General features: G+C 41.8%; 11 protein-coding genes and 1 other annotated feature. All 11 genes read left to right on the forward strand.

The genetic code is table 11. The annotated features are described in order from the left end of the window. Positions 1-380: 380 nt before the first annotated feature. Positions 381-1658: a solute carrier family 23 protein gene (locus HMPREF0848_RS00800; protein ID WP_037608722.1), complete on the forward strand. Its 1278-nt coding sequence runs from the start codon at positions 381-383 to the stop codon at positions 1656-1658. Positions 1659-1682: 24 nt separating this feature from the next. Continuing rightward, positions 1683-2609, forward strand: coding sequence for an aspartate carbamoyltransferase catalytic subunit (locus tag HMPREF0848_RS00805; RefSeq protein ID WP_008534002.1), 927 nt, complete (start codon positions 1683-1685; stop codon positions 2607-2609). A gap of 164 nt (positions 2610-2773) precedes the next feature. Continuing rightward, the gene (locus tag HMPREF0848_RS00810; protein WP_002889463.1) at positions 2774-3862 is read left to right on the forward strand and encodes a carbamoyl phosphate synthase small subunit; all 1089 of its coding nucleotides are present in this window, start codon (positions 2774-2776) and stop codon (positions 3860-3862) included. A gap of 230 nt (positions 3863-4092) precedes the next feature. Continuing rightward, positions 4093-7272 carry a carbamoyl-phosphate synthase large subunit gene (gene carB / locus HMPREF0848_RS00815; RefSeq protein WP_008534004.1) on the forward strand — a complete coding sequence of 1060 codons (3180 nt, stop codon included), beginning with the start codon at positions 4093-4095 and terminating at the stop codon, positions 7270-7272. A 400-nt stretch (positions 7273-7672) separates the two neighbouring features. Continuing rightward, positions 7673-8431, forward strand: coding sequence for a class I SAM-dependent methyltransferase (locus HMPREF0848_RS00820; RefSeq protein ID WP_008534006.1), 759 nt, complete (start codon positions 7673-7675; stop codon positions 8429-8431). 49 nt (positions 8432-8480) lie between these two features. After that, on the forward strand, positions 8481-9734 hold the full coding sequence (locus HMPREF0848_RS00825; RefSeq protein ID WP_008534007.1) for an efflux RND transporter periplasmic adaptor subunit: 1254 nt from the start codon (positions 8481-8483) through the stop codon (positions 9732-9734). 10 nt (positions 9735-9744) lie between these two features. Continuing rightward, complete coding sequence (locus HMPREF0848_RS00830) at positions 9745-10431, forward strand: ABC transporter ATP-binding protein (RefSeq protein WP_374116745.1); 687 nt, start codon at positions 9745-9747, stop codon at positions 10429-10431. A 9-nt stretch (positions 10432-10440) separates the two neighbouring features. Further along, positions 10441-11649, forward strand: a complete 1209-nt coding sequence (locus HMPREF0848_RS00835; RefSeq protein WP_008534010.1) for an ABC transporter permease — start codon at positions 10441-10443, stop codon at positions 11647-11649. 123 nt (positions 11650-11772) lie between these two features. Continuing rightward, positions 11773-11909: a sequence feature (ribosomal protein L10 leader region), on the forward strand. A gap of 31 nt (positions 11910-11940) precedes the next feature. Further along, positions 11941-12444 (forward strand): 50S ribosomal protein L10, encoded by a 504-nt coding sequence (gene rplJ / locus HMPREF0848_RS00840; RefSeq protein ID WP_003095623.1) that lies wholly within the window; start codon positions 11941-11943, stop codon positions 12442-12444. A gap of 74 nt (positions 12445-12518) precedes the next feature. Beyond that, the gene (rplL, locus tag HMPREF0848_RS00845) at positions 12519-12887 is read left to right on the forward strand and encodes a 50S ribosomal protein L7/L12 (RefSeq protein WP_004183006.1); all 369 of its coding nucleotides are present in this window, start codon (positions 12519-12521) and stop codon (positions 12885-12887) included. Between the two features lie 798 nt (positions 12888-13685). Next, the gene (locus HMPREF0848_RS00855) at positions 13686-14252 is read left to right on the forward strand and encodes a hypothetical protein (protein WP_008534013.1); all 567 of its coding nucleotides are present in this window, start codon (positions 13686-13688) and stop codon (positions 14250-14252) included. The last annotated feature ends 78 nt before the right edge of the window (positions 14253-14330 follow it).

A 14330-nucleotide genomic window follows, 5' to 3' on the forward strand; every position in this document is an offset into this window, starting at 1 on the left:
TGTTAATTGAACACGGGCTAAGAGCTGTGTAAAATAGATAAATCTTCCTAGAAGCTAAAGCTTCGGTGTCAGATTTCCTAATTTTACTTTGCTCTTTATACGCCCTTTGTATCTTGTTAATTGAACACGCCCTAAGCCTTGTGCAAAAAAGATAAATACTCTTAGGAGCTGACGCTCCGTCATCGTATTTCCTATTTTTGCTTTAGGCTTTAAACGGGCTTTGTATCTTGTTAATTGAACACGGGACTCATTTCTTAGGAAAAAAGATAAGTCTCCTAGCACTCTTTGGAGTGCCTTGTCGACTTCCTATTTTTCTACAGAAATGTTTGGCTACGCCAAAACGTCCCTTTGTATCTTGTTTTAAGGAGTCCTTTGATATCGTGAATAACGTAAAATATGATGTGAATGATATGCCGAAACCTGGTTTGTTGGTTGGTTTGTCATTCCAGCACTTGTTTGCCATGTTTGGTGCTACGGTGCTTGTGCCGATTTTGGTTGGGATTGATCCTGCCATTGCTCTTTTCTCATCTGGTTTGGGAACTTTGGCTCACTTGACGGTGACTAAGTATAAGATTCCAGCTTATATGGGGTCTAGTTTTGCCTACATTGCTGCTATGCAGATGCTTATGAAGTCTGATGGTATTGCGGCGGTGGCTCAAGGTGCCATGGCTGGTGGTTTGGTCTACTTGATTGTTGCCTTGATTGTTAAGTACGCAGGAAATAACTGGATTGATAAGGTCCTTCCGCCAATCGTGGTCGGTCCTATTATCATTGTTATCGGTTTAAGTCTTGCGGCTAATGCTGTTAAGGATGCGACAATGGTTAATGACACCTATAGTGTCTTCAGCCTTGTAATTTCTATGGTGACTCTCTTTGCGGTTATCCTCTTTAACATGTATGGCAAGAAAATTGTTGGTGTTATTCCAATTTTGTTGGGCTTGATAGTTGGTTATATTTTCTCAGTGGTTTTTGGTTGGTTAACGGGACATGAGTTTGTTCAATTTTCAAAAGTTGCGGCTGCTCATTGGTTCCAAGTTCCAAGCTTTGATATTCCGCTTGTAAATTACGACTTCAAGTTCTATCCAAGTGCGATTTTAACTATGGCTCCGATTGCCTTTGTGACAATGACGGAACATTTCGGTCATGTCATGGTTCTAAACAGTTTGACTGGTCGTGATTACTTCAAAGATCCAGGTCTTGACCATACCCTTACTGGTGATGGTTTGGCACAAATCATTGCTGGTTTCTTTGGAGCTCCTCCGGTAACTTCTTATGGTGAAAATATTGGGGTTATGGCCCTCAGTAAGGTCTACTCAGTTTACGTTATTGCAGGTGCAGCAGTGATTGCGGTCTTGATGAGCTTTATCGGTAAGGTATCTGCTCTCTTGAGTTCCATCCCAACGGCTGTTTTGGGTGGGATTTCCATTGCCCTCTTTGGGGTTATCGCTGCTAGCGGTATGAAAATTTTAGTTGAACATAAGATTGATTTTGATAATAAAAAGAATCTCTTGATTGCTAGTGTTATCTTGGTATCAGGTATTGGTGGTTTGATGATTGACCTTGGTGGTCTTCAAATTACTGGTGTGGCAAGTTCGACTATTCTCGGTATCTTGCTTTACCAAATCTTGCCAGACCCTAATAAAGGTAGCAAGGATTAGTTAATCATTTTAAAAGGAAAAACTATGGCGATTGCAGATGGAAAAGTGTCACTCAAGCATTTGGTGACCATGGAAACCCTCACGAATGAAGAGGTCTTGGGCCTGATTCGTCGAGGTGGAGATTTTAAAAATGGCAGAGCTGATTTCCAGCTGGATCGACAGTATTTCGCTGCCAATCTCTTTTTTGAAAATTCAACTCGAACCCACAAATCTTTCGAAGTGGCTGAGAAGAAACTTGGTTTGGATGTGATTGAGTTCGATGCTGGAACAAGCTCAGTGAATAAGGGTGAAACCCTCTATGATACAATTTTGACCATGTCTGCTTTGGGTGTGGACATCTGTGTGGTTCGTCACTCGGAAGTTGATTACTATAAGCAGTTGATTGATAGTAGAACCATTCAGACCTCTATTGTCAATGGGGGTGATGGTTCTGGGCAACACCCAAGTCAGTGTTTGCTTGATTTGATGACTATTTACGAAGAGTTTGGAACTTTTGAAAATCTTAAGGTTTGTATTGCCGGTGACATCACTTATTCTCGTGTGGCTAAGTCAAATATGCAGATTCTCAAGCGTTTGGGTGCTCAGCTGTATTTTGCTGGTCCTGAGGTTTGGTACTCTAATGAATTTGATGTCTATGGTCAGCATGTCGCCATTGACGATGTGATTGAGGACCTAGATGTGCTCATGTTGCTTCGTGTTCAGCACGAGCGTCATGGGGATGACAAGGGATTTTCAAAAGAAGAATACCATGCTCTCTATGGTTTGACTGAAGAACGTTATGCCAAGTTAGCAGACCATGCTATCATCATGCACCCTGCTCCGGTTAATCGTGATGTGGAGATTGCTGATAGCTTGGTGGAAGCGCCTAAGGCTCGTATCGTTGCTCAGATGCAAAATGGGGTCTTTGTCCGTATGGCAATTATTGAAGCTATTTTAAATGGCAAAGCGTAAACAACGTTAACAGATTCCAGAGAGAATCAGACGAAAATGAACACGGGCTAAATCTTCGAAAAATAGCTAAATCTTTCTAGAAGCTTGAGTTTCTCTGTCAGATTTGCTTTTCATTCAGATTTTTAACGCCCTTTGTATCTTAGTGAAAGGAACAATTTACTATAATGGCAAAACGTTTACTTATTTTGGAAGACGGCACAATTTTTGAAGGTCAGGCCTTCGGTGCTGATGTGGATGTGACTGGTGAAATCGTCTTTAATACTGGTATGACAGGTTATCAAGAATCTATCACTGACCAGTCTTACAATGGTCAAATCTTGACCTTTACCTATCCACTTGTTGGTAATTATGGAGTTAACCGTGATGACTATGAATCAATCACACCTACAACTAAGGGTGTGGTGGTATCAGAGGCTAGCCGTCGTGCCAGCAACTGGCGTAACCAAATGACTTTGGATGAGTTTTTGAAAGCTAAAAACATCCCTGGTATTTCTGGTATTGATACACGTGCCTTGACTAAGATTATCCGTCAACACGGTACCATGAAGGCAACTATGGCTGATCCTGGTGACAGTATTGAGCACTTGCAAGATCAATTACGTGCCACTGTTTTGCCTACAAATAATATTGAACAGGTCTCTACTAAGACAGCTTACCCTGCACCTGGTGTTGGTAAAAACATTGTTTTGGTTGACTTTGGTCTTAAACACTCTATCTTGCGTGAATTTTCAAAACGTGACTGTAATGTGACGGTTGTCCCTCACAATATTACGGCTGAAGAAATTCTCCATCTTAATCCAGATGGTGTGATGTTGTCAAATGGTCCTGGTAACCCTGAAGATGTGCCATATGCACTTGATATGATTCGTGGTATCCAAGGTAAAATTCCAATTTTCGGGATTTGTATGGGTCACCAGTTGTTTAGTTTGGCGAATGGTGCCAAGGCTTACAAGATGAAGTTTGGTCACCGTGGCTTTAACCATGCGGTTCGTGAAATTGCGACTGGTCGTGTTGATTTTACCAGCCAAAACCATGGTTATGCTATTGACCGTGACACACTTCCAGATTGCCTCATGGTAACACACGAAGAGATTAACGATAAGTCAGTTGAAGGTGTTCGTCACCGTGACTTCCCTGCCTTTTCAGTGCAATTCCACCCAGATGCAGCACCTGGTCCACACGATGCTAGCTATCTCTTTGATGAGTTCTTGGAATTGATTGATGCTTTCCAAGCTGAAAAAGCACGTCGTTAATTGCAACTGTCTAGTGACTATAATGGGGTGCGATTCTTGTTTGCCCCAGTCTACTACCTTATTTAATGACAACCAGAGAGTTGTCAAATAGAAAGGAGAAGATACAGGTTCACGAAAGTGAACACGCCCTAAGGACGGTGTGAAAAAGAGAAACGGTGACTAGACGCTTAGGCGTCGTCGTCACGTTTCCTATTTTCACTGGGTCCTTAACGGGCTTTGTATCATAAATTATGCCTAAACGTTCTGATATTAAAAAAATTATGGTTATCGGGTCTGGTCCTATTATCATTGGTCAGGCTGCTGAGTTTGACTACGCTGGTACGCAAGCTTGCTTGGCTTTGAAAGAGGAAGGCTACAGTGTTGTTCTTGTCAACTCAAACCCTGCGACTATCATGACTGATAAAGAAATCGCAGACAAGGTTTACATTGAACCTATCACACTTGAGTTTGTGACACGTATTCTTCGTAAAGAACGTCCTGATGCTCTCTTGCCAACACTTGGTGGACAAACTGGTTTGAATATGGCCATGGAATTGTCTAAAGCTGGTATTCTTGATGAGCTTGGCGTTGAATTATTGGGGACAAAATTGTCTGCCATTGATCAAGCCGAAGACCGTGATCTCTTTAAACAATTGATGGAAGATTTGCATCAGCCAATTCCTGAATCTGAAATCGTTAATACGGTGGAAGAAGCAGTGGCTTTTGCTTCAAAAATTGGTTATCCAGTTATTGTCCGTCCTGCCTTTACCCTTGGTGGTACCGGTGGTGGTATGTGTGCCAATGAAGAAGAACTTCGTGAAATCGCTGAAAATGGTTTGAAGTTGTCACCAGTAACCCAATGTTTGATTGAACGTTCTATCGCTGGTTTCAAAGAAATCGAATACGAAGTAATGCGTGATGCTGCTGACAATGCTCTTGTGGTTTGTAACATGGAAAACTTCGACCCAGTTGGTATTCACACAGGGGACTCAATCGTATTTGCCCCAACGCAAACCTTGTCAGATATTGAAAACCAAATGCTTCGTGATGCCAGCTTGAAGATTATCCGTGCCCTTAAGATTGAGGGTGGTTGTAACGTGCAGTTGGCGCTTGATCCTAATAGCTTCAAGTACTATGTTATCGAAGTAAACCCACGTGTATCACGTTCATCAGCCCTTGCTTCAAAAGCAACAGGTTACCCAATCGCTAAATTGGCGGCTAAAATCGCTGTTGGTTTGACACTTGATGAGATGATTAACCCAGTCACTGGTACAACCTACTCAATGTTTGAACCAGCCCTTGACTACGTGGTTGCCAAAATCCCACGTTTCCCATTTGATAAGTTTGAACATGGGGAACGTCGTCTTGGTACTCAGATGAAAGCGACTGGTGAAGTTATGGCCATTGGTCGTAACATTGAAGAGTCTCTTCTTAAGGCTTGTCGTTCGCTTGAAATCGGTGTTCACCACAATGAAATACCTGAACTTGCCGAAGTAACAGATGATGCCTTGGTGGAAAAGGTTGTTAAAGCGCAAGACGACCGTCTCTTCTACCTTTCTGAAGCTATCCGTCGTGGTTACACTATTGAAGAATTGTCAGAGTTGACTAAGATTGATATTTTCTTCCTTGACAAATTGCTCCATATCTTCGAATTGGAACAAGAATTGGCAAGTCATGTCGGCGACATTGCTGTTTTGAAAGAAGCCAAACGCAATGGTTTCTCTGACCGTAAGATTGCGGAACTTTGGAACCAAACAGCTGACCAAGTCCGTGCCACTCGTTTGGAAAATCATATCGTTCCTGTTTACAAGATGGTTGATACTTGTGCAGCCGAGTTCGAATCTTCAACACCATATTTCTACTCAACTTACGAGTGGGAAAATGAATCTATCAAGTCTGATAAAGAATCTGTTATCGTTCTTGGTTCAGGTCCTATCCGTATCGGACAAGGGGTTGAGTTTGACTATGCAACGGTTCACTCTGTTAAAGCTATCCAAGCTGCAGGTTACGAAGCTATCATTATGAACTCTAACCCTGAAACAGTTTCAACAGACTTCTCAGTTTCAGATAAATTGTACTTTGAGCCATTGACCTTTGAAGACGTGATGAACGTCATCGAATTGGAACAACCTAAGGGTGTTGTGGTGCAGTTTGGTGGTCAAACAGCTATCAACTTGGCTGAGCCATTGTCTAAAGCAGGTGTGAAAATCTTGGGTACTCAGGTTGCTGATTTGGACCGTGCCGAAGACCGTGACCTCTTTGAACAAGCTCTTATTGATCTCAACATCCCACAACCACCAGGTCAAACAGCGACAAATGAAGAAGAAGCGGTTGAAGCAGCTCGTAAGATCGGCTTCCCAGTCCTTGTTCGTCCGTCATACGTTTTGGGTGGACGTGCCATGGAAATCGTGGAAAATGAAGACGACCTTCGCTCTTACATGCGTACAGCCGTTAAGGCGAGTCCTGACCACCCAGTCCTTGTCGATAGTTATATCATTGGACGTGAGTGTGAAGTAGATGCCATTTCTGATGGTAAGGATGTCTTGATTCCTGGTATCATGGAACACATCGAACGTGCAGGGGTTCACTCAGGGGATTCAATGGCGGTTTACCCACCACAAACCCTTTCTAAGAAGATCCAAGAAACGATTGCTGATTACACTAAACGTTTGGCCATCGGTCTTAACTGTATTGGTATGATGAATATTCAGTTCGTTATCAAGGGCGAAACGGTTTATGTAATCGAGGTGAATCCACGTGCCAGCCGTACCGTGCCATTCTTGTCTAAGGTAACGGATATTCCAATGGCTCAGGTGGCTACAAACTTGATTCTTGGTAAATCTTTGGCAGAGCAAGGTTACAAAGATGGCCTTTATCCTGAAAGCAAACACGTTCATGTCAAGGCACCAGTCTTCTCATTCACAAAATTGGCTAAGGTAGATAGCCTCCTTGGACCTGAAATGAAATCAACTGGTGAAGTTATGGGTACAGATGCAACGCTTGAGAAGGCCCTCTACAAAGCCTTTGAAGCTTCTTACCTTCACTTGCCAACCTTTGGTAATGTTATCTTTACGATTCATGACGATACCAAAGAAGAAGCCCTTGGTTTGGCCCGTCGTTTCGATGCTATCGGTTACGGCATCTATGCTACTGCAGGCACAGCTAAGTTCTTGAATGAACATGGTGTTCAGGCAACACTTGTGCACAAGTTGGGTGAAAATGATGACAACGACATCCCAGCCCTTGTTCGTTCAGGTAAGGCGCAAGCTATTGTCAATACTGTTGGTAACAAACGTACTTATGACGAAGATGGTGCAGCTATCCGTAGCTCAGCTATTGAAGCAGGTATCCCACTCTTCACAGCGCTTGATACAGCAGATGCTATGGTGCGTGTGCTTGAAAGCCGTAGCTTTACAACAGAAGCTATCTAATTATGAAAGAGAGTCTCAGCTTTGCCGGGACTTTTTTTATTGAAGACACAGTTTTCTTTTGAGACTTTTCTTGGGTGATGGCGGAAGTCAGCGATCTTCTTCGAAGTTCCATGACTAAGTTTTGAGCCGAACGTCTCAAAACTTCCGAACGCCTGAGACTAATTGTTTCAGGCGTTTTCATCACTGCCAAAAGTCTCGGTCTAAGCTGACTAGGTTCGCAAAAAACTCTTTCATATTCCCTACAGAGTTTTATCTTTCGTGTCATATTTAAACCTAGTTGATTGCTGTAATGAGTCTCAGCTTTGCTGGGGCTTTTTTCTTACACAAATGTAAGCTAGAAAGTTAAAAATGAAAGCTAAGACCATGGTTTAGGCTACTTAAATTTTGCTATACTAGAAACATGATTATTACGACATCTTTACGTGAAAATGAGGAATTGATTGCCCGTGCCCAAGCCTTAGTTCTCGACCTCGGAGCTGACTACCAGCCTCGGCGCAAGTTATCTTTGGCGAAATGTTTAGAGCGCTTTGGACCGTTCTATCTTCTATATAAAGACAGACTGTCTTTTATCAATGCGGATGCTAGTGAATTGACCTTTCATCCAGATACGGCTGCCCTAAGGATTAAGGCCCCCCATGACGCTCTAGTCAGTCTTTTAGGCAAGTTTCCCAAGACTATTCTTGACACGACTATGGGTCTGGCTTCTGATAGCCTAGTGATGGCAGCAGCGGGAAATCAGGTGACTGCCCTTGAGAGTCAAGAAGTGATTTTTCAGGTGGTTTCTCGTGGTCTTGCCTCTTATCAGACAGATGATAAGCAGCTTGAAAAGGCCATGCGTTCTATTAAGGCTATTAAGAGCGATAGTTTGTCTTTTTTGAAGGCTCAAGCTGACAATTCTTTTAACATCATCTATGCTGATCCTATGTTTTCAGAGACCATTAAGGAATCGGAAAATCTTGAGGCTATCAAGCCTCTGGCCAATGGCAGTCGTCTGACAGAAGAATGGCTAAATGAGGCCAAGCGTGTTGCACGGGAAAAAATTATCATCAAGGCACATTTTCGTGATACCGTTTTTGAAGAACTTGGGTTTGAACGTCAGGTTCGTCCCAATCAAAAGCTACACTATGGTGTACTGGAACTCATTGACAGGGAATCTTAAAAATATTACAATTGTTACATCTATACAATACAATTAGAAAGAGAGACGTATGCGAAAGAGAATCAGTCTAAAGCTATTTAAAAATAAGAAAAGAGTTTGGATCATTGGAGGCATAGGGATTCTTGTCCTATTGATCCTGATTTTTAACCTGTTGGGAGGAGGTGGCCAAGGGAACAAGGCTATTGAAGGTCCTACAGCAAGTAAGGTCATCAAGGGACAGCTGGCCTCCTCGACCCTCCTAACGGGTATGGTCAAGGCTCAGTCAGAGCAGTACGTTTATTTTGACAATACTATCGGACGTAACGCCACTGTAACTGTTTCTACAGGTGAAGAAGTGAGTGCTGGTCAGCAGTTGGTTCAATATGATAGCACATCTGCCCAAGCAGCCTACGATATTGCAAGTCGTGCCTATAACAAGGCTGTTCGTGATCGTAATTATTTCCAACAGTATGGAACAGCTCCTGCAGCTTCAGCGCAAACTAGCGAGGATACAGACGAAGATGATTCGACAGCTGCAGTGACAGCTCAACAGCGTCAGCAAACCCAAGCCAGTAATTACCAAACCTTGCAAGATTATAATGATGCCGTTGCTAATGCAGCCTCAGAGCTCGAAAAGGCTCAGGATGTACTTAATCAAACGGTCATTGTTTCCGATGTGAATGGAACAGTCGTAGAAGTGGCGGACTCTGTGGACCCTGCTTCCAAAGAGAGCCAGACCCTTGTTCACGTGACTAGTGAAGGCCAATTCGAAATTCAGGGAACCTTAACCGAGTATGATATGCCAAATATTTCAGTGGGGCAAAAGGTCAAGATTACGTCAAAAGTATACCCAGACCAAACCTGGACAGGTAAAGTCAATTATATCTCCAATTATCCGAAGCAAAATGCCAGCCAGTCAGCTAATGCTTCGGGAAATTCAGGTCAGACGAGTTCTCAATATGAATACAAGGTTCAATTGACCAGTCCTATCGGTAAGCTCAAACAAGGCTTCAATGTGTCTCTTGAGGTTACTAAGGACGAAGATGCTTTATTGGTTCCTGTAACTGCTGTGACTAAGAAAGGTTCTGACAACTATGTCTGGGTTTACGACGAAGACAGTCAGAAGATTAAGCAAGTCAAAGTCAAGCTTGGCAATGCGGATGCTAAGCAACAAGAGATTGCATCAGGGCTTAAAGAAGGCCAAAAGGTTATCACCAAGGCCGATAAATCCTTTAAGGATGGTGAGACTCTAAAGGACGTGACAGATGCTAAGGGTAAAAAGTCCAAAGACACCAGTGGAGAAGAGGTGAGGTCTAGTGACTAAGCCAGCGCTTATGGTTTTAAAAGGCATTACCAAGTCCTTCAAAAATGGACCTGAAACTCTGCAAGTCCTTAAAGGCATTGACTTATCAGTTGAGGAAGGGGACTTTGTGGCTATCATGGGTCCTTCTGGTTCAGGAAAGTCAACGCTTATGAATATTATTGGACTCCTTGATCGACCGACATCTGGTTCCTATCAACTCGAGAATGAGGATGTGGCTGAACTCTCCGAAAACCGCTTGGCTAAGGTGCGAAATAATCAGATTGGCTTTATCTTTCAACAGTTTTTTCTCCTACCAAAGCTAAGCGCCCAAAAGAATGTGGAGCTTCCCTTAATTTATGCTGGAAAATCTCCGAGTGAACGTAAGCAAAAAGCGCAACAATTTTTGGAAAAAGTCGGTTTGTCTGACCGTAGCCATCACCTACCATCGGAGTTATCTGGTGGACAAAAGCAGAGGGTGGCTATTGCGCGTGCCTTGTCTAATAATCCAGCAATCATTTTAGCAGATGAACCAACGGGTGCCCTAGATACCAAGACGGGAATGCAGATTATGGAGCTTTTAACCCAGCTGAATCGTGAGGGGAAAACCATTATTATGGTTACCCACGAGCCAGAGATTGCAGACTATGCCCGACGTAAGATTGTCATCCGTGATGGGGAAATTACCCAGGACACGACGGATAGCGTTCGAATCGACTAGGAGGTAAGTATGGAAAATTGGAAATTTGCTCTTAGTTCTATTCGGTCACACAAGATGCGGTCCTTTTTGACCATGTTGGGTATTATCATTGGTGTTGCTGCTGTCGTGCTCATCATGGGGCTAGGAAACGGAATGCGTCAGAGTGTAACTGATAGCGTGACAGGTGATAAGGATACTGTCCAAGTCTACTATGAGGCTAAAGGGGAAGAACTAGACCCTGCCTATGCTGATTTGGCAAAGCCAACCAAACCAGTCAAAGAAGTTTGGTTGGAGCAAGTGGCTAGGCAGACGCCTGGTATTGATAGCTATTTTGTGACTAACAGCCTAACTTCCTCTATCTCCCTCCAAAAAAAGACCGTGAAGAATGTTAATATCACAGGTGCCAGTCAGGGCTACTTTAAAGCTAAAAAGTTAGAGATGTTAACAGGACGTTCCTTGCAAGACAATGATTATAAAAACTTTTCACGAGTTATTGTCATTGATCAGATGGTGGCTAAAAAACTCTTTGAGACGAATGGGGATGCCCTTAACCAAGTGGTTACTATTGGGAACAATGATTATCGTGTGATTGGTGTTTATAAGAATAAAGACACAGCAATCGGTGCCTATGGTGAAATTGGAACAGCTCTTGTGGCCAATACCCAGTTAGCGGCTGAAAATAACACTGATGCTATTGGCCAGATTTTTTTCCATGTGACCGATGTAAAAAATAGTAGTAGCGTTGCTAAGGATGCTGCTAAACGCTTGACCCAGTTGGCCCAAGATGACAATGGAAAATATAAGGCAGCAGATATGAGTTCGGCCCTAGATCAGGTGAACACGATCTTTGGAACCATTACCACCGTTGTCGGAGCTATTGCTGGGATTTCATTATTAGTTGGCGGAATCGGTGTTATGAACATCATGTTGGTTTCGGTAACTGAGCGGACACGAGAGATTGGTCTTCGTAAGGCTTTAGGTGCTACACGTCGTAAAATCTTGACCCAGTTTTTGATTGAGTCGATGGTTCTGACTATTCTGGGAGGTTTGATTGGGCTAGGCTTTGCAGCCCTAGTTGTTGGACCAATTGGGAATGCCATGGACCTTAAAGCGACGGTTTCTCTTGGTGTAGCCATGGGAAGCATAGCCTTCTCAGCAGCTGTAGGGATTATCTTTGGTCTCCTACCAGCGAATAAGGCTTCGAAACTCGATCCTATCGAAGCCCTTAGGTATGATTAGAAATAACCTCTTGAAATCTTTAGATTTTGAGAGGTTTTATGGTCTTCAAAAAAAGATAGAGAAAAAAATAAAAAAAATTGTATTTTTTCCTTGACGTCTGATTTAGGTCATGATATTATAAATAAGGTTTGAAAAAACTGACCTAAGACAGTTGGGGAGCAAGACTCGTAAACATCCAACCGAGGCACAAAACGTAACTATTTTTTTGTAACGTATTGTACTTTCGTGTCTAGGTTTAGGTACGATTTTTTTGTGCCTAGCCCAAAAATAAAAACGGAGGTAAAACTACTAATGAGTGAAGCTATTATTGCTAAGAAAGCTGAACAGGTTGCTATCGTCGCTGAGAAAATGAAAGCAGCAGCATCTATCGTTGTTGTTGACTCTCGTGGACTTACAGTTGACCAAGATACAGTTCTTCGTCGTAATCTTCGTGAATCAGGCGTTGAATTTAAAGTTATCAAAAACTCTATCTTGAGCCGTGCAGCTGAAGAAGCAGGTCTTGAAGACCTTAAAGAACTTTTTGTTGGTCCATCTGCAGTAGCATTCTCAAACGAAGATGTTATCGCACCAGCAAAAGTTATTAGCGAATTTGCTAAAGACGCAGAAGCTCTTGAAATCAAAGGTGGTGTTGTTGACGGTGCGTTCACTTCAGTCGAAGAAATCAACGCTCTTGCATCACTTCCAAACAAAGAAGGTATGCTTTCTATGCTCCTTTCTGTACTTCAAGCGCCAGTGCGCAACGTTGCATACGCTGTCAAAGCGGTTGCAGAAAGCAAAGAAGACGGTGCTGCATAAGCCCATCTTCACAACTCGTAGCCTAAGCTACGTTTAAAACACTATATTAAAAAACACATTTGGAGGAAATCACAATGGCATTGAACATTGAAAACATTATTGCTGAAATTAAAGAAGCTTCAATCCTTGAATTGAACGACCTTGTAAAAGCTATCGAAGAAGAGTTTGGCGTAACTGCTGCTGCTCCTGTAGCTGCTGCTGCAGCTGGTGCTGCTGACGCTGGTGCTGCTAAAGATTCATTCGACGTTGAATTGACATCTGCAGGCGACAAAAAAGTTGGCGTTATCAAAGTTGTACGTGAAATCACAGGCGAAGGTCTTAAAGAAGCTAAAGCTATCGTTGACGGTGCACCATCAGTTATTAAAGAAGGTGTTGCTGCAGCTGAAGCTGAAGAAATCAAAGCTAAACTTGAAGAAGCTGGAGCTTCAGTTACTCTTAAATAATAAGGTAACGATTCAAGTCGCTTAATAAAGAAAACCAGGGCATAAGCTCTGGTTTTTTATTGCGATAAGCGATTGATAGAAACTGATAAATTGATTTGGTTTCCTGCCAAAAATCCTGCCAAAAATTATTTGGCAGTTTTTTGTTTTTCTATTTTAGACTGGTTTTGTTTATTTTTAATATGTGCTGTAATTATTACATATTGGTTTTTACTAATATAAAATATTTTGGGTCATATCTAAATGTTAAGTAGGTATGTCTTAGTCCAGCGCCATTTCGAATAAATAATTTTAAGTAAGAGCAATCCTCATTATGTTCGATATTTATGATTTTTCCTCTTGCAATAACTGTATTTCTTCTCCTATTTTTTATTTGGGAATTGACATGATTTATCATTTATTATCTCCTTATTTTCAATTTTTCTAAATATATTATGTTTGATATTAGTCGTAGAAAAAAATACGAGAACTAACCTTTTTATAAATTTTCATTTTCAATAGTCAATTCTTCACAATGAAAATCTGATTCATTATCAGTTTTAGCATCATATCCAAATAGTTGTGTAGGAGGTGGATCACGTCTTTCACCCTCTAAGTAATCTCGTTCGTGTTGTGCAAGTTTTTCATTTAATTCTGTATCATGACGAATAATATTATAAAGACCATCATTTAAAACAGACGCTAAAAATAGAAAATGTTGTCCTTTTATGACAAAAAAACTACTGTTTATGACTTCAATGAAACTTTAGTTGTCTTTATATTATACTAATCTTGTAAATCATAAGAAAAGGAACGTCAATCATGAAAACAACAACTAAACTCATTGGTATCCTATCAGCTCTTATTGTAGTTATCCTCGCTGTCTTTTTAGTGAATAAGTTTAATAGTCATGAGTCGGCACGTGTTAGCTCAAGTAGTAGCTCAGTCAGGACGGTTAAGAAATCATCTTCAAGCTCAAGTAAAGCTGTTAAGAAGGATAAGAAAGCAGCTCAATCATCATCTTCAGCAGTTTCAAGTAAAGAAAATGACAACCAGGCTTCAGCAGTAGTACCTAAAGCTTCTTCTCAAGAACAAGCTCAAGCAGGTACCACAGATGGTGGGCAAGTGGCTGAAGCAACAACACCAGCTTCTCAAGTTGGAGGAGTTGAAGGTGGTCGAGGTGCTTGGACAGCTACTTCTGGAACATTGACACTTGATGAGGAAACCCCTGTATATGCTGCACCAGATAAAGACAGTGAGGTTGTTTCTAAAATGCCTGCAGGTGATGTTGATTGGGATAAATATGAAATTTTACCTGATGGAAACTGGTATAGTTTTGTCAAAGATGGGGAACGTTATTATATTTCATATTCAGATGTAGGGCATTGATAAATGATTAAGAAGTCTTTATAAACCACTTTTCAAGTCTATCAAGGCTTTAAGAAAAACATGAAATAAAAAAGACAG

It is taken from the genome of Streptococcus sp. C150 (assembly GCF_000187445.1).
Taxonomy (GTDB): domain Bacteria; phylum Bacillota; class Bacilli; order Lactobacillales; family Streptococcaceae; genus Streptococcus; species Streptococcus raffinosi.